The organism is Bacillus jepli, assembly GCF_047238305.1.
Lineage (GTDB): Bacteria > Bacillota > Bacilli > Bacillales > Bacillaceae_L > Ferdinandcohnia.
The window spans coordinates 173,915-198,716 of sequence record NZ_JBDFMO010000001.1; the positions used below are offsets into that span (position 1 = coordinate 173,915).

General features: G+C 39.2%; 18 protein-coding genes and 2 riboswitches. Of the genes, 5 read left to right on the forward strand and 13 right to left on the reverse strand.

What is annotated here, in order from left to right; translation table 11 throughout:
* Positions 1 to 39: 39 nt before the first annotated feature.
* The 12 genes from ABC371_RS00895 to ABC371_RS00950 form a co-directional block, all read right to left on the reverse strand.
* The gene (locus tag ABC371_RS00895) at positions 40 to 1,368 is read right to left on the reverse strand and encodes an MFS transporter (RefSeq protein ID WP_412895139.1); all 1,329 of its coding nucleotides are present in this window, start codon (positions 1,366 to 1,368) and stop codon (positions 40 to 42) included.
* A 48-nt stretch (positions 1,369 to 1,416) separates the two neighbouring features.
* Positions 1,417 to 1,836, reverse strand: a complete 420-nt coding sequence (locus ABC371_RS00900) for a Zn-ribbon domain-containing OB-fold protein (protein WP_412895140.1) — start codon at positions 1,834 to 1,836, stop codon at positions 1,417 to 1,419.
* Complete coding sequence (locus ABC371_RS00905; RefSeq protein ID WP_412895141.1) at positions 1,833 to 2,999, reverse strand: thiolase family protein; 1,167 nt, start codon at positions 2,997 to 2,999, stop codon at positions 1,833 to 1,835. The genes ABC371_RS00900 and ABC371_RS00905 overlap by 4 nt, the downstream gene beginning before the upstream one ends.
* On the reverse strand, positions 2,999 to 4,963 hold the full coding sequence (locus ABC371_RS00910) for an acetoacetate--CoA ligase (protein WP_412895142.1): 1,965 nt from the start codon (positions 4,961 to 4,963) through the stop codon (positions 2,999 to 3,001). The genes ABC371_RS00905 and ABC371_RS00910 overlap by 1 nt, the downstream gene beginning before the upstream one ends.
* 123 nt (positions 4,964 to 5,086) lie before the next feature.
* A complete protein-coding gene (locus tag ABC371_RS00915; RefSeq protein ID WP_412895143.1) occupies positions 5,087 to 6,886 on the reverse strand; it encodes a PLP-dependent aspartate aminotransferase family protein in 1,800 nt (599 codons plus the stop codon).
* A 106-nt stretch (positions 6,887 to 6,992) separates the two neighbouring features.
* Positions 6,993 to 7,104: riboswitch (SAM riboswitch) on the reverse strand.
* Positions 7,105 to 7,303: 199 nt separating this feature from the next.
* Positions 7,304 to 7,410: riboswitch (SAM riboswitch) on the reverse strand.
* 141 nt (positions 7,411 to 7,551) lie between these two features.
* Positions 7,552 to 8,535 (reverse strand): aldo/keto reductase, encoded by a 984-nt coding sequence (locus ABC371_RS00920; protein ID WP_412895144.1) that lies wholly within the window; start codon positions 8,533 to 8,535, stop codon positions 7,552 to 7,554.
* A 44-nt stretch (positions 8,536 to 8,579) separates the two neighbouring features.
* Entirely contained in the window at positions 8,580 to 10,079 is a 1,500-nt protein-coding gene (gene xylB / locus ABC371_RS00925) for a xylulokinase (RefSeq protein WP_412895145.1), read from the reverse strand.
* Between the two features lie 61 nt (positions 10,080 to 10,140).
* Positions 10,141 to 11,457 (reverse strand): xylose isomerase, encoded by a 1,317-nt coding sequence (gene xylA / locus ABC371_RS00930; protein WP_412895146.1) that lies wholly within the window; start codon positions 11,455 to 11,457, stop codon positions 10,141 to 10,143.
* Between the two features lie 57 nt (positions 11,458 to 11,514).
* The gene (yicI, locus tag ABC371_RS00935; protein WP_412895147.1) at positions 11,515 to 13,836 is read right to left on the reverse strand and encodes an alpha-xylosidase; all 2,322 of its coding nucleotides are present in this window, start codon (positions 13,834 to 13,836) and stop codon (positions 11,515 to 11,517) included.
* A 21-nt stretch (positions 13,837 to 13,857) separates the two neighbouring features.
* Positions 13,858 to 14,676: a carbohydrate ABC transporter permease gene (locus tag ABC371_RS00940; RefSeq protein WP_412895148.1), complete on the reverse strand. Its 819-nt coding sequence runs from the start codon at positions 14,674 to 14,676 to the stop codon at positions 13,858 to 13,860.
* Entirely contained in the window at positions 14,676 to 15,560 is an 885-nt protein-coding gene (locus ABC371_RS00945) for a carbohydrate ABC transporter permease (RefSeq protein WP_412895149.1), read from the reverse strand. Before ABC371_RS00945 ends, ABC371_RS00940 begins: the two co-directional genes overlap by 1 nt.
* A gap of 63 nt (positions 15,561 to 15,623) precedes the next feature.
* Positions 15,624 to 16,886: an ABC transporter substrate-binding protein gene (locus tag ABC371_RS00950; protein ID WP_412895150.1), complete on the reverse strand. Its 1,263-nt coding sequence runs from the start codon at positions 16,884 to 16,886 to the stop codon at positions 15,624 to 15,626.
* 399 nt (positions 16,887 to 17,285) lie between these two features.
* On the opposite strand from ABC371_RS00950, the gene ABC371_RS00955 reads away from it, so the two are divergent.
* The 4 genes from ABC371_RS00955 (at position 17,286) to ABC371_RS00970 (ending at position 22,429) form a co-directional block, all read left to right on the forward strand.
* Positions 17,286 to 18,473 carry an ROK family transcriptional regulator gene (locus ABC371_RS00955; protein ID WP_412895151.1) on the forward strand — a complete coding sequence of 396 codons (1,188 nt, stop codon included), beginning with the start codon at positions 17,286 to 17,288 and terminating at the stop codon, positions 18,471 to 18,473.
* Positions 18,474 to 18,898: 425 nt separating this feature from the next.
* Positions 18,899 to 19,591 (forward strand): response regulator transcription factor, encoded by a 693-nt coding sequence (locus ABC371_RS00960; RefSeq protein ID WP_412895152.1) that lies wholly within the window; start codon positions 18,899 to 18,901, stop codon positions 19,589 to 19,591.
* Positions 19,569 to 21,815 (forward strand): sensor histidine kinase, encoded by a 2,247-nt coding sequence (locus ABC371_RS00965; protein ID WP_412895153.1) that lies wholly within the window; start codon positions 19,569 to 19,571, stop codon positions 21,813 to 21,815. Before ABC371_RS00960 ends, ABC371_RS00965 begins: the two co-directional genes overlap by 23 nt.
* An 80-nt stretch (positions 21,816 to 21,895) precedes the next feature.
* Positions 21,896 to 22,429, forward strand: a complete 534-nt coding sequence (locus ABC371_RS00970; RefSeq protein WP_412895154.1) for an RNA polymerase sigma factor — start codon at positions 21,896 to 21,898, stop codon at positions 22,427 to 22,429.
* A 50-nt stretch (positions 22,430 to 22,479) separates the two neighbouring features.
* Here ABC371_RS00970 and ABC371_RS00975 read toward each other — a convergent pair whose 3' ends face one another.
* Entirely contained in the window at positions 22,480 to 23,652 is a 1,173-nt protein-coding gene (locus tag ABC371_RS00975; protein WP_412895155.1) for a diflavin oxidoreductase, read from the reverse strand.
* Between the two features lie 369 nt (positions 23,653 to 24,021).
* Here ABC371_RS00975 and ABC371_RS00980 point away from each other — a divergent pair, with 369 nt between their 5' ends.
* Entirely contained in the window at positions 24,022 to 24,801 is a 780-nt protein-coding gene (locus ABC371_RS00980; RefSeq protein ID WP_412895156.1) for an ABC transporter ATP-binding protein, read from the forward strand.
* Position 24,802: the final 1 nt, after the last annotated feature.

Consider the following 24,802-nt stretch of genomic DNA (forward strand, 5'->3'; position numbering starts at 1 on the left):
CACCCATCCTTTTAGGAGATTATTTGAAACTAAACTAAATTACTGGGTTAGTGAATCACGGTACGTTTCCCGTGCGAATAACGTTGCAACAATGCTTATCACACCTAATGCGACTAAATATAGAATGATTGGTAAGCTTTGCCCATCATATTTTGCTAGTAACCAAGTCGCAATTAGAGGGGAAAATCCACCTGCTAAGATAGCCCCAATTTGGTAACCAATGGAAGCACCACTTAAACGAACCTTCGACCCAAAAAGCTCAGAGTAGTATACTGCCTGAGGTCCGTAGACAGAGTCATGTATGACATTCAATCCAAGCACGATTCCGATTGTAATCCAAATTACCGATCCTGTATCCATCAGCGCGAAAAATGGAAAAATGAATAGCGTCGTCGCTATTGTTCCACCCAAATAGACGGGTTTACGGCCAATCTTATCAGATAAATAGGACCATAGTGGCATGGTCACAAACCCAACTACTGAAGAGATCATAACTGCATTCAGACCAATGGATCGATCGACATTAACCGTACCTACGAGATACGTTAGCACAAAAACAGAATAGATATAAAAGGTTGCATTTTGAACTAATTTCATACCAATCGTTAAGAATAATGGTTTTTTCTGGGTACGTAGTACAGTGAGTACAGGCTTTTCCTCTAACTGTTTCTTTTCTGCCAAATCCTCAAATACAGGCGATTCACTTACTCTTAAGCGAATCCAAAGTCCGATAATGACAAGTACCGCACTGAGTAAAAATGGAATACGCCAGCCCCAGGCAAGGAAAGCTTCATTTGACATACTGTTATTTACCATTGAGAATACGAATGTGGATAAAAGCAGACCAGCAGGAACTCCCATTTGTGGGAAGCTACCGTATAACCCCCGTTTTCCTTTCGGAGCATGTTCAACAGCCATTACCACCGCTGAACCCCACTCGCCTCCAACAGCAAATCCCTGTAAAATGCGTAGAAGACTTATTAATAGTGGAGCCATCAATCCAATCGTTTGATAGGATGGAATCAGTCCCATCAAAAATGTGGCTATTCCCATTAATAACAGAGACAATGTCAGCATTTTTTTTCGGCCAACTTTATCGCCGAAATGACCGAATACCATACTACCTAATGGTCGTGCTATAAATCCTGCAGCATATGAACCAAAGGCTGCTAATGTCCCATATAGAGGATCGAAAGTCGGAAAAAACAATGCTGGAAATACTAAAGCCGCAGCTGTACCGTATAAGTAGAAATCATACCATTCAATTGTAGTACCAATAAAGCTAGCCAAACCGACCTTGCGATGTTCTTTAGAAAAACCCTTTTTCTCTGTATTTATATCCTCCTGAAGTACTGGAGCTGTAGACATCGACTTTCCTCCCTGTTTACGTTGGTGTAATAGTTCTTAAAACGATTTTCATTCCTTACTTTCGAAAAATGGCAACCACACATCATTGCATTTTATATATTTGACTTTCAGTGGCTGCCCGATTTTTAATTCTTGATCAGAATCAACTAATAGATGTGTCAGCATCGATGGACCTTCTTCTAATTCAACAACCCCTAATGCATAAGGTGTAACTGCTGCCCACCCTGGATGACCAGGTCTGTGTACAATGCTCCACGTCTTTAACGTTCCTTCTCCTGAAGCTATTTTCCATTCTAATTGATTACTCCAACAATGCGGGCAATGGGAACGAGGATAAAATACCCATTCACCACAATCACAGCATTTCTGTAAAATAAATTCTTTACGAGCCACCGCGTCCCAGAACGGCTTGGTGATTGGTGTAATTGTTGGACCTGGGACCGTTAATTTTTCAAATTTCTCGATCATGCTTCCACCCCCAAGACCAATGCAGCAGCTTCACTCAATGTAGCTCCATTCCCTGTTATTAGAGCATGATGTGCATTTGGAATTTGTCGCAAATCTGCTTCATGTCGCAATTGATGAACCGCTTCGATTATATGCGACATTCCTCCTGCAAGGTCTGCCTGACCAAAACCTAGTTGCCCACCATGTGTGTTAAGTGGCCAATCCCCATCATGACCGAAAGAATGCTCCTTCATCCAGGAACCAAATCTTCCAGGTGCACATAGACCGGCATTTTCTAATGTTTGTGCAACTACACTCGTATAGCAATCATAGATAGACAATAAATTCATGTCTTGCACGGATAATCCCGCTTGGTCCAATGCTCTTGGGATTGCATAGCTTAGTGGAGCATTTTCCAATGCAGGGGCTTGGCTGACGGCTCTATGAGTGATTTTCTCACCCGCCCCTAGCAAATAAACTGGAGGATGTCCTCCCTTAGAGGCATTTTTAACGGAGGTAACAACAACCGCTGCCCCACCTGCTACAGGCATTACGATTTCAAATAAATGCAAGGGATCCACAATTAGCGGAGAATTCAACACGTCCTCAACTGAGGCTGGTTTTCCGTATGTAATGGCTTTTGGGTTGAGCTGCGCATTTTTTCGTGCCCAATGAGCAATGAGTGCAAAATCTTCTTGTTTCGATCCATACTCGGCCATGTGCCGTTGCTTTAACAGCGCATAAGAAGTGTTTGCGCCAGAAGCACCAAATGGAACGTCAAATTCTCGAATGGGATTACGGTTTGGTGAACGTAAGGCTTTTCCCTTTTCGTTGATATTTGCAAGCACACATACAACTGTTTCACACATTCCCGCTTCTATTGCAGCTACCGCTCTCCATATCATTCCCGCACCCGTGGCGCCTCCAAGATCAACTACATTTGACATTGTCGGTTCAAGACCAAGGTATTCCGCAACAGTAGCTGGAACATGCTGTGGAGTTTCGCCTACTTGGGGGCCAATTAATAAACCATCTATCTCGTCTTTTTCAATTCCGGCATCTTGAATAGCCAGCCTTACTGACTCGGCAATTAATGCAAGAGTTGTCACACCCTCGCTATAGCGGACTGGAGTAAGCTCTCCAATCCCTATAATTGCACCTTTTGGAACTCGGCGTTTAACCATTATACGAAACTCCTTTCAGACAAGCTGCTAAATTCTTCTAGGCATGCAGGGTTGGCAAGTGAGCCCCTGTTCTTAATTGGGTGTCCAAGCACCGTTGAACGAACTGCCCCCTCTACCTTTTTGCCGTTGATCGTATATGGAATTTCCTTCACACAGTAAATACGTCTTGGCACATGCCGCGGTGAAGCTTTTTCCCTAACTTCCTTACGAATATAATTCGCTAATGTATCATCCAATGATCCATCCTCGGTGACGACACACAGTGCGATCTCCTCATCATTGTCGACAGGGAAGCCAAAAACGATTGAGTCCTGTACCTGAGGAAGCTGCTCCACAACTCGATAGATTTCAGCAGTTCCAATTCGGACACCGCCAGGATTAAGCGTAGTATCTGCTCTTCCGTAAATAACCAATGTTTGCTCTATTGTCTGTTCAGCGAAGTCACCATGGGACCATATACCAGGACGTTCAGCAAAATAGGCGGAAAAATAGCGCTCATCTCCGTCCTCTCCCCAGAATGTAATTGGCATACTAGGAAAAGCCTTTGTACACACTAACTCCCCTTTTTCATTGATGACAGATACTCCTCTTTCATCGAGGACATCTACTGCCATACCAAGTGCTTTACAGGTAATTTCCCCCCGTCTTACTGGATGTACAGGAGAACCCATCACAAAGCATCCGATGATTTCGGTACCACCTGAAATCGAAGCCAACATGATATCCTGCTTAATGTCACTATAAATCCAGTCATATTGTTCTGCCGATAAAGGTGCTCCACAAGAAAGAATACTGCGTAAAGAAGAAAGTTTATGTTTCTGCCCCACCTGATAACCTGACTTCATCAAGGTGTCTAAATACTTCGGGCTCGTTCCGAAATGGGTAAGCCCAATTTCTTCTGAGATTTCCCAAAGGATCCCTATATTCGCCTTAGGTATTGGTGACCCATCATAGAGAAGAATGGCAGCACCGCTTGCTAATCCAGATAACAGCCAAGGATACATCATCCATGCCGTATTTGTGTACCAAAACAAGACATCTCCAGATTTTAAATCACAATGTAACTGATGTTCCTTTAAGTGTTGAATTAATGTACCGCCAACTGAATGAACAATAGCCTTTGGCAGCCCAGTAGTCCCCGAAGTATAAAGGATGTAAAGCGGATGATTGAAGGGAACACGGGTAAATTCCAGATGAGATGATTCATTTTGACATAGCTCCTGCCAGCTCATCACTTTCGTTTCTTGATTAATCGATATATCTGCACTCTCAGATAAAGTCACGATAGCGAAAACATCGTTAAGTACCTCACTTACAGCTGAAATGTTTTCTCGAATATCATAATACTTTCCGTTATATTGATAATCCAAAGTTGCAATTAATACCTTTGGATGAACTTGCCCAATACGATCGATAATCCCTTTTGGACCAAAGTCAGGAGAGCATGATGTCCAAACTGCACCTAATGAAGTGGTTGCCAATAAGGCTACGAACGCTTCAATCCTATTTGTTACAACTCCAGCAACACGATCACCAGCACTTACTCCCAAACTCTTTAACCCAAACTGGGCCCGTGCAACCCTATTACGCAGTTCTCCCATTGTGATCGTTTGAGAGACGCCGTTTTCATCTGATTCAATAACCGCGGTTTGCCAATCGTCACCACGTAGTATATTTTCTGCAAAATTTATACTAGAATCAGGAAACCATTGTGTACCTAACATTCCACCATCGCTTGGAGGAACTACGACTCTTTCTCCTTTATCTCCAATTACATTTGAAAAGTCCCATACTGCTGACCAGAATGATTCAGGTTGAGCGACCGACCAGCGATGAAAGCGTTCATAGGGTAGGAGTGGAAAACCGACCTTTTGAGAAAATTTCATCAAATTTGACTGTGAGACCCAAGTTTCACTTGGCTCCCATAGAACCTTGGATTCTAGTAAGCTGTGTTGTGTTGTCATTTTCTATTCCTCCCTCATACTAAGAGAAGCATTACTCTCGCTACACCCATCCCTTAGTTCATGTTTTAATAGATTCTCTTTACAATCATCCCCTACCTAAAGAGGTAGGGGAATTTTTCTCAATTAAATTTCACAGGCATACGTAACAATAGCACCTCTGAGACGTTGTGCCTCCTTATAGGTACATCTGTTTTGTACAACTTCTAAACCTGCTTCTTTCGCAACTTCCACTGCCCTTGGGGAAATAACCCCTTCTTGTAGCCAAAATACTTTTGGTTGAATTTTTGCTGCTTCTGCTGCAACTCCAATCGCTGCCTCAGGACTGCGGAATACTTGAACGATATCAACCTTAACCGGAATAGATGTTAAATCTGGATAGGCCTGTTCCCCAAGTACTTCTGTTTCTCTTGGATTAACCGGGATAATTTTATAACCTAGACGCTGCATTTTTCGCGCAAGTCTATAGCTTGGACGAGCAGGGTTACCGCTTAGTCCAACGACAGCAATTGTTTTTGCTCGCTGAACTTCCTTTCCTTCTACTTCTTCACGAATAAATGTTGACTGGAGTGCCCAGCGAATGACTCCCTCATCATTAACTGCTGTTTCGCCTTTTTGTTCACCTTTTGATGAGATACCAGTCGCTTCATAAAAAGCCTGATCCAAGTCATTAACTAAATCACGGTAAGATTCAATACCAACCGATAAACGGATTAATTCTTCACTTACTCCTGTTTTTACTAACTCTTCCGGACTTAACTGCTGATGAGTTGTTGATGCTGGGTGAATAATAAGTGACTTGGCATCTCCAACATTGGCCACATGTGACCATAACGCAATGTTATTAATTACTTTCTTACCAGTCTCTCTACCACCCTTAATGCCAAAGTTCACGATAGAACCAAAGCCAGTTCGTAAATATTTTTTCGCAAGTTCATGTGCTGGATGCTCTTCTAGACCAGGGTATGAAACCCATTCAACCGCAGGATGGTCTTTTAAGAATTTTGCAACTTTCAGCGCATTTTCATTATGCTTTTCGATTCTTAAGTGTAATGTTTCAAGACCCTGTATCAATAGGAATGCACTATGCGGACTTAAAGATGAACCAAAGTCTCTTAATAGCTGCACTCTAAGCTTTGTACTAAATGCTAAAGTTCCAAATTCATTCGCATACTTAATTCCGTTATAACTTTGATCTGGCTCTGTAAATCCAGGAAACTTTTCACTGTTCCAATTAAAACGACCTCCATCAACGACTAACCCACCAATTGTAGTTCCGTGACCACCTATCCACTTTGTTGCGGAGTGAACCACTATATCAGCACCAAATTGGATTGGCTTACAAACATATGGAGAAGCAAATGTATTATCAATAATGAGCGGTACTCCATTTTCATGTGCAATCGCTGATACTGCTTCAATATCTAAAACATGCAAGCTTGGATTTCCAATCGTTTCAGCAAATACGGCCTTTGTTTTCGGCGTAATGGCTTTTCTAAAGTTTTCAGGGTCAGTTGGATCAACGAAATGAGTCTTGATTCCATATTTCGGAAGTGTAACGGCAAAAAGATTGTAAGTCCCTCCATATAAATTTGAAGCTGCTACAATTTCGTCTCCTGCTTGTGCGACGTTCATAATGGATAGAGCAATTGCGGCCATTCCTGAAGATGTTGCTACAGCTGCGACACCATCCTCCAACAACGCAATCCGTTTCTCAAGCACATCAACAGTCGGGTTACCAATTCGAGAATAAATATTACCTGACTCATCAAGACTAAAAAGACTTTGAGCATGATCTGTATTATGAAACACGAATGAACTAGTTTGATAAATCGGCACTGCACGTGAACCTGTTGTCGGATCTGGAGATTGACCTCCATGTAAAAGTATTGTCTCATCATCATACGTTTCATATTGTTTTGTCATTGTTTAATCCCCCAAATTTGATTTTTTGTGAGTTTTCTTGATTAGTTGATTACCTGCTTACTTTATGTAAATAAAAAGCCCCCTCAACATAAGAAGAGGGGGCCTCATCTTATCTTTCAGATGCCTTTGCATCTGCAGGAATTAGCACCTTTTCAAGCTTTCACTTGAAGGTTGCTGGACTTCTACGGGCCTGTTCCCTCAGTCTCTCTGGATAAGAAAATTCTATTAAAATGACGCGCTAACGCGTTAATTCTTCAACCATATAAAGTATTATAGAATACATCATTTTTACAGTCAATGTATTTTTTTGAAAAATTCATGTTTTCCTATAATTGGCCTTTTTCAAATTAAAAACCCCTTCTGAAAGAAAACAGAAGGGGAACAAGAACATACATCATACATATTCGTTCGTCCACCTTCTCATCTCCGGAATAGAAATACTTCCTCTGAACTTGGCACCGGGCATTCATATGCTGGTTGCCGAGGTTTCGTAGGGTCAGTCCCTCCACCTCTCTTGATAAGAAGAATCGCATTATTAAAGTATTTAATATGAATGTTAAAACATTTTAGATTACTTAGTCAATACCTTTTAAAAAATTTAATTAAGATAACTGGAGTTTTGTTTTTTTTCAATGATTTAAATAAGGATTAGAATGACCTTTCTCTTAATATGCACCTCTGATAAAATCTTTGACATTTTCATGGTAGAAGCGCTGAATCTTTTCCTTTTCTTCAGATGAAAAAGGTTTTGTTTCCAATGTAGTTAAATTATCTTGAACCTGTTTGACATTTTTGAATCCAGGAATAATACAAGTAATCTCTTCGTGATCTAATATCCAACGAAGGGCTGCACTTGCCATTGAGGTACGTCCTTCTGCAATCCATTTTAATTGGTCTGCGAGTTCCACACCCTTTTTAAAACCAAGACCAGCAAACGTTTCACCAACATTGAATGACTCGCCATTTTCGTTAAAGCGACGGTGATCATCTTCTTCAAAAACATGATTTGCTGTATATTTACCAGTAAGTAAACCGCTCGCAAGTGGCAATCGGACAAGTAGGCCAACATCTTTTTTGTAAGCCTCTGGAATCAGGGCTTCCAACGGCTTTTGGCGGAACATATTAAAAATAATCTGCAGGCTCTTCACGTTCGGATTTTCCAAGCAAACTAACCCTTCCTCAACAGTTTCCACACTTACCCCATAGTGACGAATTTTCCCTTCGCTTTGCAAGCAATCAAGAACTTCAAACACACTGCCATCGCGTAAAATTTCGGTCGCCGGACAATGAATTTGGTACAGGTCGATTGCCTCTCGGTTCAATCTACGAAGGCTATCTTCGCAGTAACGGCTTACTTGTTCGTAGCTATAATTTTTCGGGTCGAAAATATCCCCTTGACGACAGAATTTTGTCGCAATATGTATGCGATCTTCCTTGCCCTTTGTTGCTTTAGCCAACAGTTCTTCACTATGACCGTCACCGTATACATCGGCTGTGTCAAAAAAGTTAACACCTTGGTCAATGGCGAATTCCAAAGATTTCAGTGCCTCAGCATCATTTGTCTTTCCCCACGCACCGCCAATTGCCCATGTTCCAAAGCTAACTTCACTAAACTCTAACCCAGTGTTTCCTAGTTTACGATAGTTCACAGGTATCTCTCCTTAAAGAACCCCACGGTGCTGTGGGGTTCATTTTATTTTCGAAACTCTCTCAATTGCTCATTGAGGCCATTGGTTTGTGTGTAGACCTGTTGATACATAGCAAATAACTTTTGATATGCTTCCACGTTTTCTGGAATCGGTTCATATGTTTTTGAGGTTTGAAGAAATGCGTCAGCACACTCTTTTAATGATTCAAACCAGCCACATCCATATGCAGCAAGCATGGCAGCCCCCATTCCAGGACCTTGTTCAGAAGTTAGTTTTTCTATTTTCGCATTAAAAATATCAGCCTGCATTTGTAACCAAGTTTCATTTTTCGCACCGCCACCGATTGAAATGATGGTATCAATCGTTTTGCCACTGTTTCTAAATATCTCAATCGACTCATTTAACGAAAATGTGATACCTTCAAGGACTGCGCGTGCAAAATGCTTTCTTTCATGGGCTGCATCAATACCTATGAAACTGCCACGAATATTTGAATCTGCATGTGGAGTCCGCTCGCCAACGATGTAAGGAGTAAATAATAATCCGTTGCTGCCAGCAGGAACTTCATCGATACCATCTAAAAATTGATCAAATGCTTCTTCTTTTGCAAAAGTATCCTTGAACCAGCTTAAGCTATAACCCGCTGCAAGTGTTACGCCCATCGTATAATACGTATTTTCCTCGCCGTGGTTAAAATAGTGAACCTTTCCTTCAAAATCGAGGTCATTACGTTCTTCATAAGATAGCACAACACCAGATGTTCCAATGCTGCAAAGGGTCTTTCCTTCTGATAAAATGCCTGAGCCAATCGCACCACAAGCATTATCTGCGCCGCCAGCAAAGACCTTGGTTTCACTAGATAGACCAGTTGCTTCGGCAAATTCAGTTGTAATCGTGCCTACAAATGCATGTGATTCCACTAATGGAGGACAGAATTCAGTTGATAGACCAAAAATCTCTAACACTTCCTGACTCCACTCACGTTTTGCGACGTTCAACATCAAAGTTCCAGCTGCATCAGAATATTCCATATTTACAGCACCCGTAATCCGGTAGCGTAAATAGTCCTTAGGGAGCATGAAGACGCTGGAACGGTCAAAAGTTTCAGGCTCATTTTCTTTTACCCATAGAATTTTCGGAAGCGTAAACCCTTCTAAAGCTGGGTTCTTTGTTACCTCTAATAATCTATCTTTACCGAAAGTTTCATAGATTTCCTTACATTGCTTTGTAGTTCTTGTATCATTCCAAAGAATAGCATTTCGCAATACTTGATTTTCCTTATCTAGTAGAACAAGTCCGTGCATCTGTCCAGAAAAACTAATCCCTTCAATGTCCTTGATATCTCCATTAAATTGATCAACGAGTTCCTTAAGGCCAGCTATTGTTTTTTCAACCCACTCTTCTGGATTTTGTTCACTATAACCGGATTTTTCAATAATGAGGGGATATGATTTCGATACTTCGCTTGCCACTTCTCCATTTTGATTCACAAGTAAAATCTTTACCGCACTTGTTCCAAGATCTACACCGATTACATATTTCATCCGTATCATCCTTTACTATAAAAATATGCTGGAATATGATAGTTCCAGCACATTTTATGAATTAAAGAGTTTCTAATAGATATTGATTTATTAATGCTTTTAGACGTTCCGTTCTACCTGATGTATTTTTGATTTCTGTTAACCCAAGTGCATATGCTTCAAGTTCACGGAAGTTAGTTTTTCCTTCAACGATATCTAAGCCGATACCCTTAGTATAACTGCTATAGCGCTCTTCAACAAAGCTATCAAGAACTTTATCCTCAATTAATTTATTCGCCACTTTTAATCCGATTGCAAATGCATCCATACCTGCGATATGTGCATGGAATAAGTCGTCCGTATCGAATGAGCCTCTTCTTACCTTCGAATCGAAGTTTAGACCACCCTTACCAAGTCCACCATTTTGCAAGATTTCATACATAGCTAATGTATTTGAGTAAAGGTCTGTTGGGAATTCATCTGTATCCCAACCAAGCAATGTATCTCCTTGGTTTGCGTCAACTGAACCAAGCATACCGTTGATACGTGCTGTTCTTAACTCATGTTCAAAAGTATGACCAGCAAGTGTTGCGTGGTTTGCTTCAATATTAAACTTGAAGTAATCGGTTAGGTCATATTTTTGCAAGAATGCTAGACCAGTTGCTACATCAAAATCATATTGATGTTTTGTTGGCTCTTTTGGCTTAGGCTCGATTAAGAACGGTACATTTAATCCAATTTCCTTCGCATAGTCAACTGCCATGTGGAAGAAACGAGCTAAGTTGTCCATCTCAAGCTTCATATCAGTATTTAATAATGTTTCGTAGCCTTCACGTCCACCCCAGAATACATAGTTTTCAGCGCCAAGTTCTTTTGCAACTTCTAAGCCTTTTTTCACTTTTGCTGCAGAATAAGCAAATACATCTGCATTTGGAGAAGTTGCAGCACCATGTGTATACCGTGGATTTGTGAACATGTTTGCTGTATTCCAAAGTAATTTAACCTTGCTAGTTTTCATGTAATCTTTAATCATCGCTACAATGACATCAAGATTTTCATTTGTTTCCTTCAATGTGCTTCCTTCTGGTGAGATATCAACATCATGGAATGCAAAGAATGGAACATCTAATTTTTCAAAAAGCTCAAATGATGCCTCAACGCGCGCCTTTGCTAAGTCTAGTCCTGTTAAGTGATCCCATGGACGGATTGCAGTGCCAACTCCAAATGGATCTGAACCATTAGCAGTAAATGTGTGCCAATAGGCTACTGAGAAACGAAGAAGCTCCTCCATTGTTTGACCATTAATTTTCTCTTCTGGATTGTAATATTTAAATGCAAAAGGATTTGTTGATTTTGGTCCCTCGTATTGTATTTTGTTTACTGATTCGAAATAAGCCATGGGGTGTTCCTCCTAGTATTAGTTTCATTAAAAATAGGTGATTGTTTTTAGTGTTTTTTATAATTCAATTACTACTGTTTTAACTGGTTCACTTAGTCGAATGCGAATGCCATCCTCTACTTTTTCCCACTCACCTGCAGAAACAGATGTAATAGAGTTATATCCCTTAAGTAGAATAGAGTATGGTTTAGCTTCTTTGATATCTGTTGTAAATGTAATGGTACTGTTATTTTTCACTACAGATACAGAAGCTCCGATATTACCATCGATGTCCCGTACTGTTGTCTTTACTTCTTTTTCTTCTTGCAACTCATATAAAGCGAATGTCACGTTATTTACATAGTCATAATCAGGGCGTATGTCATTTTCACCAAGGGGAAGAATTGTATTTTCTCTTACAAACAATGGCAGGCTCATGTAATTATATGTTTCATTTCTCCACTCGCCGCCCTCTACAACTTTACCAGTTAATAAATGTGTCCATTTTCCCTTTGGAAGGTAGTAGGAACTTGTTCCCTCTTCGTTAAAAATTGGTGCTACTAGGATTGACTCTCCTAGCATGTATTGAGTATCAAGTACATGAGAAGTTAAATCATTTGGGAACTCCATTACCATTGGACGCATAACCGGAATGCCAGTCTCATGGTTCTCGTTTGCAGCATTAAACAAGTATGGCATTATTTTATTTTTAAGCTTAGTAAAATGTCTTGTTACATCTACAGATTCTTCATCATATCTCCAAGGTACACGGTATGTGTTACTGCCGTGGAATCGGCTGTGACTTGACAGTAGTCCGAAAGCTACCCAGCGTTTGAATAGATCCGGAGTTGCGAGTGTTTCAAAGCCACCAATATCATGACTCCAATAACCAAATCCTGACATCATCAAGGACAAACCGCCACGTAAGCTCTCAGCCATGGATTCATATGTTCCTTCACAGTCACCACCCCAGTGTACTGGAAATTGCTGACCACCCGCTGTTGCAGAACGTGCAAAGACGATCGCTTCTTTTTCCCCTTTTTCCTGCTTCAATAGATTAAATACGACTTCGTTATATTTGAAAGTATAATAATTACGCATACGTTTTGGATCAGATCCATCAGCAAACACAACATCTTTTGTCGGGATTCTTTCGCCGAAATCCGTTTTGAATGTATCTACACCCATATCTATCAATCTTTTTAATTTTGATGCATACCATTCACATGCATCTGGATTTGTGAAATCAACAATTCCCATTCCAGATTGCCAGAAGTCCCATTGCCAAACATCGCCATTGGTACGCTGAATGAGATAGCCTTTTTCCATTGCTTCATCAAATAGTGGAGATTTTTGTGCGATATATGGATTTATCCACACACATATCTTGAGACCCTTTTCCTTCAATCTTCTTAACATACCTTCTGGGTCTGGGAAAACCTTTTTATCCCATTCGAAATTAGACCATTCGAACTCTTCCATCCAGAAGCAGTCAAAATGGAAGACACTTAATGGAATTCCTCTGTTTGCCATTTCATCGACAAAGTGAGTCACCGTCTCTTCATTGTAATTGGTAGTAAATGATGTAGATAACCAAAGACCGAATGACCATGCAGGTGGAAGTGCAGGCTTTCCAGTTAACTCCGTATAATTTCGAATAATTTCTTTAGGGGTTGGTCCGTTAATAAGATAGTAATCTAGCATCTCACCTTCAACACTAAATTGTGTTTTTGAAACAGCTTCGGATGCGACCTCAAAGCTTACCCCTTCAGGATGATTTACAAATACACCATAGCCTTTGTTTGTCACGTAAAACGGAATATTTTTATATGCTTGCTCTGAGCTTGTTCCACCATCACGGTTCCAAATATCAACGGTTTGTCCATTTTTCACAAATGGAGTAAAACGTTCTCCGAGACCATATACATACTCGCCGACGTTAAGGTTCAACTGACCTCTCATAAATGTATTTTTATTTGGTCCAGTAATCCAAGCAAGTCCTTTTACCTCAGTATGAGTTAACTTTTGGTTACCATTGTAATACACCATGCCAAAATCATCTTTTGTTATTTTTACTTTTAAAGAACCGCTTATAAAATAGATCTCGTTCTCGTTTTCTTCAATAGTAAATGGTGCTTTATCACGTTTGATTTCAAAATTAGGTGTTTTTGGTTTTACACCACGATGGTGCCATGTTTGAACACGAATTACATTCTCCATTGGAGATGATAATTTAATTGTAAGAAGTGCAATATTTAAAGTATCACCACGATGTCTGATATCTTTGCATGGTGCATATAAAATTAATCCGTCCTCTACCTCTTGAATATCACGCACACTGCGAGGATAATGAACCTCATATCCCTCTTTTGTTAACCAATAACCATTTGTAAATTTCATTTTTGAAAAACTTCCCTTCTATTATTTTACTGAGCCGCTTACTAAGCCTTTTACAATTTGTTTTTGTAAAATTACAAAGATCGCAATAACCGGTAAAATTGAAACAGTCGCAAACGCCATCAAGTTATTCCACTCGATACCGTAACGTCCGATTGAGTTGTAAATACCTGCTGTTAATGGCCATAAACCTTGGTCACGGTTAAATGTCATACTGAAAATCAAGTCGCCCCAAGCAAAGAAGAAAGATACCGCACCACAAACGATGATGCTTGGAAGTGCAACCGGTACGATAATTTTCAAGAAGGAACCAATTCGGCTACACCCATCAATTTTTGCTGCTTCTTCAAGTTCTTTAGGAAGCCCCATAAAGAATGTTCTTAAAATCAAGATTGAGAACGGAATTCCAAGTGTTGCACAAGAAAATACAGGTCCCCAATACGTGTTTAGCAAACTAAAATTATTAAACATAATAAATAATGGTGTTAAAACAACTGTTGCTGGCAACATTTGAGTTGTTAAAAAGAATAAGATGATCGGTCCTTTTCCCTTAATTTCAAATCTTGCCAAGCCATACGCAGATGGTACAGCTAGCAAAAGAACAATAATCGTCGATAAACCTGAGATTGCAATACTATTTAGGAAGTATTGCCCAACATTGTCCTTAAAGATTTCTACAAAACTATCAAACTGGAAATCATGTGGCCAAAATGTTGGTGGTGATTGGAAGATTTCAGCCTGCGATTTAAACGCTGTTACAATCATCCAAAATACAGGAAATAAAAAGGCAAGAACGATAAGTATTCCTACTATGTTATATGTCATTTCTCTTCTTTTACTCATCATGCCACCTCATCGTCTTTAATGAATTTTAGGTATATTAAGCTGACTACAAATAGAATTAGGAACAATATATTCGCTGCCGCCGCACCTAAGCTAAATTTAAATTCATCAAATGAGAATCTATATGCAACCGTTGATAGAACTTCCGTAGAATTGATTGGACCTCCGCCAGTCATAACGTATACTAAATCAAATACTTTGAATGTGTAGATGAAACCTAGCATTAGCACAACTAGAATAACTGGTTTTAAAAGTGGAAGTGTAATATGAATAAGTCTTTGGAACCAGTTTGCTCCATCAAGGCTTGCAGCTTCATACACATCATCTGGTAAACTACTTAATCCCGTTGAAAGTAATAGCATATTAAATGGAATACCTACCCAAATGTTTGCGATAATGACACTCCATAATGCAATTTTGGGATCTGATAACCATTGAACAGGGTTATCTGTAATGCCCCATGTAATGAGAATTTCATTGATAATTCCGCCGCTTTCACCCATCATAAACTTGAATAATAAAGCTGTAATTGTAAGCGGAATGAGCCACGCGACCATCATCACGCCTCGTAAGAATGGAGCTAAACGAAATTTCATACTGAAGAATAAAGCAAGAAAGAATCCAAGTGCAACCTGGAAAACAACACTGCCTATTGTATAGATGATTGTATTTTTCACAGAAACTCCGAATACTTCCATCCTGAATAATTGTTTATAATTATCAAAGCCTACGAAGGACTTGTTACCTGAAGTTAATGCTGCTAAATCTACATTTTGAAAACTCAAGATAATATTGTAGATCAGTGGATATCCAATGAAGATCATCATAAAGATGACTGCTGGGAGAACGAATAGATAGCCTCCGTTACGTTTGCTTTTAATCATGGAGTTTCCCTCCTTAGTTGGTTGAATAAGAAAGATCCCCCTGAAACCAGAGGGATCTTATTTTTACTTGTTGATAATCCCTTCAACTGTTTCTGCTGCATTTTTTAGAGCGTCTTCAGCAGATTTAGTATCTGTTAATGTTTCTTGTACAGCAATTTGTATTGCTTCAGAAATGGCTGGCCATTCTGGATGTGGACCACGTGGTTCAGCACCATCCATTATTGGAACAAATCCATTTAAGTGCTTATCATTTTTCCAGAAATCAGAGGTTTCAAGAACTTCTTGGATGACTGGAAATACGCCTGTCTCAGCAGAGAACGTCTCTAGGCGCTCAGGTTCTAATAACCATGTAATAAAGTCAAATGCACCATCTATATTTTTATCCTTAATAATGGCGATATTTTCTCCTCCAAGTACGGAAGCAAACTCACCGTTTGGAGCCTTTGGAATTTGAGTAGTACCAAAGTTTAAGTCAGGATTTTCACCTTTAATTCTTTCAATGTTCCATGGACCGTTTACCATCATTGCAAGTTGTCCATTCGAAAATTGTCTTGCTAGATCGTCTTGTGTTGCATTTACTACGTTAGAACCCATTGAACCATTGTCAATTAAGGTTTTGTAAAGCTCTAATGCTTCAATTGCTCCTTCTGAATCTAAACTATCATAATCTTCTCCAGCTGAACGTAAGAATGGATAGAACTGGAATGCTGCTTCTTCCGTTTTAACAGCTGATACTGCAAAACCTTTCACTCCGTCTTTTGTTAACTTTTGCGCAACCTCAACTAGCTCATCCCATGTAGTTGGAGGTGCTTCAATATTAGCTTCTTTCAATAGATCTTCGTTATAAAATAGTCCTAGCGCGTTACTTCCAACAGGTAAACCGTAATATTTATCTTCATACATTGCCGATTTAAGTGGACCTTCATATAAAGTATCTGCTTTTCCCCACTCGTTTACTTTATCGGTAATGTCAGCTAAAACACCTTGCGCTGCAAAGGCTGCATTATCTACAACGTCCATGATGACCAAGTCAGGCAAAGTACCACCCGCAGCACCAATTGATAGTTGTTTCTTCGTATCTGCAAACGGAACATATTCACCTTCTAAAACATATTGATCTTGTGATTCATTGTACTGTTTAATTAAATCATCAAAAAGTTCCTGTTGTTTCCCCGAATAGTAATACCAGATATTTACTGTTTCTTTACCCGAAGCGTCTGTTTTTTCTCCACCTTGTGCTGATTCGTCGGTTATAGAATTCCCGCCTCCACAAGCAGCTAAAAGCATCAAGAGCATCGCAATTACTAAAACGCTTACTTTTTTCATATTAAATCAGCTCCTATTTTATGTTTTTTTACTTTCAGTAGTTCTTTATATGGATTGCTTGTCCACTTCATTAAATGAATAGATTAAAATATGATTAGGTTTGATTTCCTTCATCAACTCCCTATAGTTTGTTTCTAGTTGAATGTTCGGTTGAACTTTGTTTAACCTTTAAACTTAGTATAATTCGGCAATAAAGCGTTGTCAACTATTTAAAATAAACAATTGAAAACGTCTCCAAATGGTGATATTCTAAATTTGGGACTTAATTCAATGGATGGTTTATCCTTCTTAACAATCCAAGTAAATTTGTAGATTTTATGAAAGTTTTATACAATGGTTAAACAAAGTGTACCTATTTTTTAGAAAACCTTAAAATCTGGTGATGTAGGAGGGGTAAATATGCAACGGCCACTGACCGGGGATCAATCACTGGTTAAACAAATAAACAAGTCAATCGTTTTTACAACAATTGTCGGCAAAGGACCGATTTCTCGTGCCCAAATATCGAAAAATACTGGTCTTAACAAAGCAACCGTTTCTACAATGGTCGCTGAACTAATCGATGAACAATTGATTTATGAAATTGGTGCAAGTCAATCAAGTGGTGGTCGAAAACCAGTTATGCTTTATTTTAATAGTCATGCCGGTTATTCGATTGGTGTTGATTTAGGAGTCAATTATATTTTAGGTGTTTTGACAGATTTAAGTGGGAATAAGATGGAGGAAGTTCACATCCCCATTGAGAAGCGTGAATTTATTGAAGTAGTAGAAAGTCTTAAATCCGTTATTCAAACACTTCTTATGAAAGCCCCCGACAGTGTATATGGAGTTGTTGGCATCGGGGTTGGTGTACCTGGGATCGTTGACAAAGATAAACAAATACTTTTTGCACCAAACCTGAATTGGAACAACGTCAACCTTAAGGAAATTATCGAAAAGGAATTTAACATTCCGACGATTATTGAAAACGAAGCAAATTCGGGGGCACATGGTGAGCAATTGTACGGTGCTGGAAAGCATATATCCAATATGATTTATGTAAGTATTGGTATCGGTATAGGAACAGGCATCATCATCGACAATAAACTTTATACAGGTGTAAGTGGTATCTCAGGTGAAATGGGGCATATAACGATAGAAGCAAATGGGCGAAAATGCTCTTGTGGAAACCGAGGTTGCTGGGAATTATATGCATCTGAACAAGTAATCCTTAATGATGCAAAAAACTCATCCAAAGGAAATTCTGAACTGGATTTTAACGGGTTGGTTAATGAAGCTATTAAAGGCAATCCTTTTATTCTCCAATTATTAAATACGCTTGGTGAAAATATTGGAATTGGACTCACAAATATTATTAATACATTTAATCCAGAAGTGATAATTATCGGTAATCGCATTTCACAATTTAAAAATTGGATTACAAATCCAATTGAACATGTCCTCTCTGAACGGTTGTTACCCTATCATAAGGACAAAACAGAAATCCGCTTCTCCGAACTAGGCAAACACTCTTGCGCCCTAGGTGCCTCATCCTTTGCTATCTCAGGATTTTTAGCGGATAAAAAGGTTTCTGAGCAATATAGATAACTGAAAAAACCGGGTTTTACCCGGTCTTTTTTGATTACAAATAATCCCCACTCTAAAGCAAAAAGCAGCCTATATTGGACAAATCGCCAAAGCTGGCGCCTTGTCGGAAAAGATTACGAAATTCCTTATTAACAAAGAATGGTTGGAAAAAGTACCTGGAGCTATTCTGCGAGATCTATAATAATAGCGCTGTAGAAATATAGCCTTCTATCAAAGAGCCCACTTCAATTTGGGCCTTTTTTATTTCCTCTCATAACATACTTTTCTACACTCCCCTAGTTTTCTAGTTTAAAATTATGAATAAACAAAGAGTTTTTATTGATTTAAATAATATTAAGAAATTCTTAAGATATTTTGATATGGAATGTTAAGATTTACCGGTTATGATAGAAACAATGAAAGCGGCTGAGAAGGTTGGGTGAACAATGGATCATTATTTTGTGCTAGTTGTTGATGATGAAAAAGAGATTCGAGATGCGATTGAGATTTACTTAAAAAATGAAGGAATCACAGTGTTAAAAGCGAAGGATGGAATCGAAGCATTGGAGATTTTACATGAAAACCAGGTTCATCTAATTATTTTAGATGTGATGATGCCTAAACTTGATGGGATTTCCGCAACTTTTAAAATCCGCGAAACGAATAATATTCCTATTATCATTTTAAGTGCAAAAAGTGAAGATACCGATAAAATTCTGGGTCTACAGGTTGGCGCTGATGATTATGTGACAAAGCCGTTCAACCCAATGGAGCTAGTTGCACGAGTAAAATCACAGTTGAGGCGATATGTTACGTTTGGTACTTATGAAGGTGTCAACAAAGTGATTGACCTTAATGGGTTGACACTCGACAAAAATGCAAAAGAAGTGGCTGTTCACGGCGAACCTGTAAAGCTCACTCCGATCGAATATAAAATCGTTGAATTGCTTATGACCAATGCTGGGCGAGTGTTCTCAATCACTGAAATCTATGAACGGGTATGGAAGGAACCAAGCTATAACGCGGAAAACACGGTTGCAGTCCACATCCGGAAAATCCGAGAAAAAATTGAAATTGACGCAAAAAATCCTAGATATTTAAAGGTGGTATGGGGCATTGGCTACAAAATGGAAAGGTAAAATGACGATTGGTTTGATCGCCCTATTATATACGTTTGGGCTAGGTGGGCTCTTGTCCGTTATCGCCAATGGCAGCGATTATATCTATCAAGATTATTTTCACACTCCCTACTTTCAAGAAGAACTTGGACAGTTCGTTGGTTATGTGAGCATGTATGAGCTTTATGATATGACAGTAGAGGAAGCCAAAGAAGCGATAGTCGTGACAGAAGATGAAATCAACGAGCATCGCTATCGTTATGGCGACCTTCCTGAGCAGATTGAAAACATCAACTTACAATACAAAGAACGAATTCAGGATGCCCTGGACGCCAATTATCAAGATATAGCAAACACATACATAGCAGAACGGGATCAAAAGATTGAAGACATTACGAAGAATTTCAAAAGCGACAACTATGTAGAAAATAAAATTATCAAGGAAAAAGAAAAAAAGATCGAGGAATTTTACAAAGCAAAAGATGGGTACAAATCTCAATATGACACTTTAAAAAAGAAGTTCCTCTATTATTTCAAAAACCCTACAACACGCCAAATTTATACGAATATTAAACGAACAAATGAGGATTCAATCGAAACGGCTATGACCGAAGAAAGCACTTATTTTCTTAAGGATTACACCATTACAAGGGAAGATTTTATTCATCTGGGTCCCTATCATGATTCTGAATTGCTCGAGTCAATCATTCCTAATGATATTGGAATCCTTGAAGGTAAAATTGCAGTACCGGTAACCCTTGCTGCCTCAAATCCATTGATGATTCAATATAACACCTTTAAACAAAGTCAATTAATTTTACTAGTGACTGCAATAGCAAGCATTCTATCATTCCTTATTTGCTATGTCCTTGGTAAAAAGGTGCAAGCTGTTCGAGCTGAAATCGAAAAATGGAGACCTTATTACAATAAGCTCCCCATTGATTCACGTGTAATCTTTTTTATTCTTACAGGCTTAATCTCGATTTTCTGTCTATTTTTTGCTGTGGATGCCTTTTATTCTATTCTATACACTTTTAATCTTTATCGTGCAGTTGAACCCGGTGTCGTTCTCATCATAGGATCTTGTTTTGTAGGTTTGACTTACCTTCAAGGAAAATACCTTTTTACAGAATTAAAGGATTGGCAAAACGTAAAGACTGAATGGGAAAATGGCCTTGTCAGCAAAGCAAAAAAAGAAATGATCGTCCTTTTTAAAAAAGGAAAGCAAAGCCTTAAGGAAGCATTTATAAATCAAAGTACTGGGACACAGTTTTTTGTCATACTCGTCATTGTCTTTAGTTTAGGTTTTGGAGTTGTTTTCATTTTACTAAACCCTGTTTTTATCCTTTTTTATGTGCTGTTTCTTGGGGTTGTAGGAATTCCACTTCTCATAACCCTAGTAAAAAAACTGGGGTATTTTAATAAAATTGTCGAGAAGACAAATGAACTAGCCGCCGGAAAATTAGGCGAGGACCTACCTGTCAATGGGAAATCCGTGTTTGAAACGCTAGCAGGTAATATTAATCTGTTAAAGCATGGCGTCAAAACGTCTCAAAATGAACAAGCAAAGAGCGAACGGTTAAAAACAGAACTCATTACAAATGTAAGTCATGACCTCCGTACCCCACTAACATCGATTATTACGTATACGGAGTTAATGAAAACTCAAAATCTATCGGATGATGACCGTGCCGCCTATCTTGAAATTATTGACCGTAAATCAAAACGATTAAAGGTGCTCATTGATGATTTGTTTGAGGTCTCAAAGATGGCTAGTGGAAATATTGAATTAAACTTGGAAAAAGTTGACCTCGTTCAGCTTTTACAACAAGCGCTTGCTGAACATGATGATACGATAAACGCATCCAACCTACAATTCCGTGTGACAAACATCGAGAAGCCACTCTACGCACTTGTTGACGGACAAAAAATGTGGCGTGTTTTCGATAACCTACTAGGAAACATCTTTAAATATTCACTAGAACATTCACGTGTCTATATTTCGACAGACACAAGTGAAGAACAAGCCATTATTACGTTTAAAAATGTGTCAAAATACGAACTAAGTGAAAATAGCGACGAGCTTTTCGAACGTTTCAAACGCGGTGACACCTCACGACACACGGACGGCTCTGGACTCGGACTTGCCATCGCACAATCCATCGTCGACCTTCACCACGGAACTCTCGAAATCGAAACAGACGGCGATCTATTCAAAGTCAAAATCACATTGGCACTCATGTAATGGGACAGAAGGACAGGTTCATTGACCCACACGGAACAGAACCTATCCTTCGTCTCAAACCACAAGGGGGGTGTATTTCTATGGAATTTTCAAAGATTTATCACGCATACAATTCTCGGCTGTTTCGAATTAGTTATTCGATCACGAGGGATATCCATCTAGCGGAAGATGTCGTTCACGAAACATTTATTAAAGCGATCAATAAAATGGATACCATTGAAGACGAAAGTAAAATAGGAGCCTGGCTGTCTACCATCGCAACACGAACAGCAATTGATTTTGTCAGAATGGAAAGAAATAAGAAAGGGACCCCAATGGACCATGAATTAATCGAATGCCTGGGGAAAACAATGAAGCAAAATGTGGAGGAAGAAGTTGAGACGAACATTGTAATGGAGCAAATCTATCAAGCTACTCGTAAGCTGAAACAAGAATACCAGGACGTACTCACTCTTAAAATATGGCATGGTTTAAAAGAAAGCCAAATTGCCCACATCCTCGACCTTAAGCCATGCACGGTTAAAACAAGAATCTACCGGGCTAGGAAGGAATTGAAGGCGTTTCTGGGTCAGGGGGAATTGTATAATGACCCTGCTCCTTTTCTAAACGTTTAGCCAAAAAAATGCCCCTCACACATGGTGAAGGGCTATTTTCAATCTATTTATTAATATACGTCACGTAGATAACGTCCTTCTGTTTTCATGTCTTTTAAATAAACTTCTGCCGCTTCTCGGTCCAAACCGCCTTCTTGTTCAATTAAAGTAAGGAGGGCTTCGTTCACGTCTTTTGCCATATGGTCTTTATCTCCACATACATAGAAATAAGCACCATTGTCAATCCATTCGAATAATTCCTTGCTATGTTCAAGCATCTTATGCTGCACATATACTTTTTGATCAGAATCACGAGAAAATGCAGCATCAAGTTTCGTTAGAATGCCGTCTTGTTGGTATTTTTCCAATTCATCTTGATATAAGAAGTCAGTCGCTTCATGCTGATCTCCGAAGAATAACCAAGAACGACCTGTCGCTTTCTTTGTAGCAAGTTCTTCAATAAATGAACGGAATGGCGCAATACCAGTTCCAGGTCCAACCATAATCACATCTTTATCAAGAGTCTCAGGTAAATGGAAGTGCTTATTGATCTGAACAAATACTGGAAGTGTATCACCTTCCCGAACGCGTTCCGCACATTGAACGGAGCAAACTCCCTTGCGTTCACGTCCATGCGCCGTATAACGTACAGCACCGATTGTTAAATGAACCTCATCAGGATGTGCAGCTAAACTACTTGCAATGGAATAAAGTCTTGGTATCATTTTTCGTAATAAAGCAACGATTTCTTGTGCAGGAACCTTCCATGGGCCGAAATCACGTAACATATCAAGTAGGTCACGGCCATCGCAATATTCTTTAACCGCTGCTGCGTCTTCCACAAGATTGTGGAGTTTCTCGTTATCTGTGAATGTTGCTGCAGTTTGTAACATTTTCCTTGAAAGTAGCGTAATATCAAGGTATGTTTCCAGTGCTTCTTTCAGTGGCATGGACTCTCCCTGACGACCAACAGTTACAATCTCTTCTGCATCCCACTTCATTTCTTCAAGAATGGCTGCGACTAATGCTGGATCATTGGTAGGCGCAATTCCGAGGGTATCACCAGGAATGTATGAAAATCCTGATCCTTCTAATGATAATTCAATATGTCTGGTTTCCTTATTTGAACCTTCTCCATTTAAGTTGATGTTCTTTAGAACCTTTGCAGGAAATGGATTTGTTCTTGAATATGTTGCAGGAACAGGCTTTTTCGGATTTTTTTCATCATCTATAGTTCGTTGCATTTTTTATAAACCTCCAACAATGATATATATATTAAGAATAACACATGTACAAGTTATCTAGCGTGTATTTTAGCACACTATTGGCATTTATTTATCATTTAACAATGAAAAACGCTCACCCAAATTATACATACACTATCCCTCATGTTACAACAAAAAAGAAACGAAATCCATTTGTAGAACTACTGGGTCACGGGGCCGCGGGGCCACAGGGACGGTTCTTGTGGTTCCAGGTGCCACAGGAACCGTCCCTGTGGTTTCAAAGGTGTGCTTTGGCATGACACAGTACCTGTCTTGTCCCTTTTCTCCAAATCTTATTCTCTAAATATGGTAAAATAGGAAAAAACTAATAGTTATGGAGTTGATGGAATGACTGGAGCCATTGTTGAGATTGCTAATTTACAAAAAAGGTATGGCAGCAAGTCTGTTCTGCAAGGGGTTTCTTTTACAGTAAATAAGGGAGAAATCATTGGATATATCGGGCCAAACGGGGCTGGAAAAAGCACGACCGTAAAAATCATATTAGGGATTGAAGAAGACTTTCAGGGTGAAGTAAGGATTTTCGGTCAAAGTATTTTAGACGGAAATATGGAATATAAACGAAAAATTGGGTATGTGCCCGAAATTGCCGATGTCTATGACAGTTTAACCGGGCAAGAGTACCTCACTTTTATTGGTGAATTATATGGTCTCGACTATGATTTAGCTGACTATAAAGCAAAAAACCTAATGGAGTTGTTTGGAATTGGTGAGGTGTATCATTCTCGAATTGCTTCCTATTCAAAAGGAATGCGACAAAAACTACTCATTATTTCAAGCTTATTACATAATCCAGAACTTCTCTTTTTTGATGAACCGATAAACGGACTTGATGCAAACAGTGTTATGATTTTCAAAGAGATTATGGCGCAGCTGGCACAGCAGGGAAAAACGATTTTTTATTCTTCACATATCATGGATGTTGTTGAAAAAATAAGTAGCCGAATCGTCCTTCTCCATGATGGAAAAATTGCGGCTGACGGTACGTTTGAGGAATTAAAGGTACAAAATAAGGAAGGTTCTTTAGAAGGGATTTTCAACCAATTGACCGGATTCAACGAGCATACAGAACTTGCATCACGTTTTGTATCGATAGTTGGTGAGGTGTGAT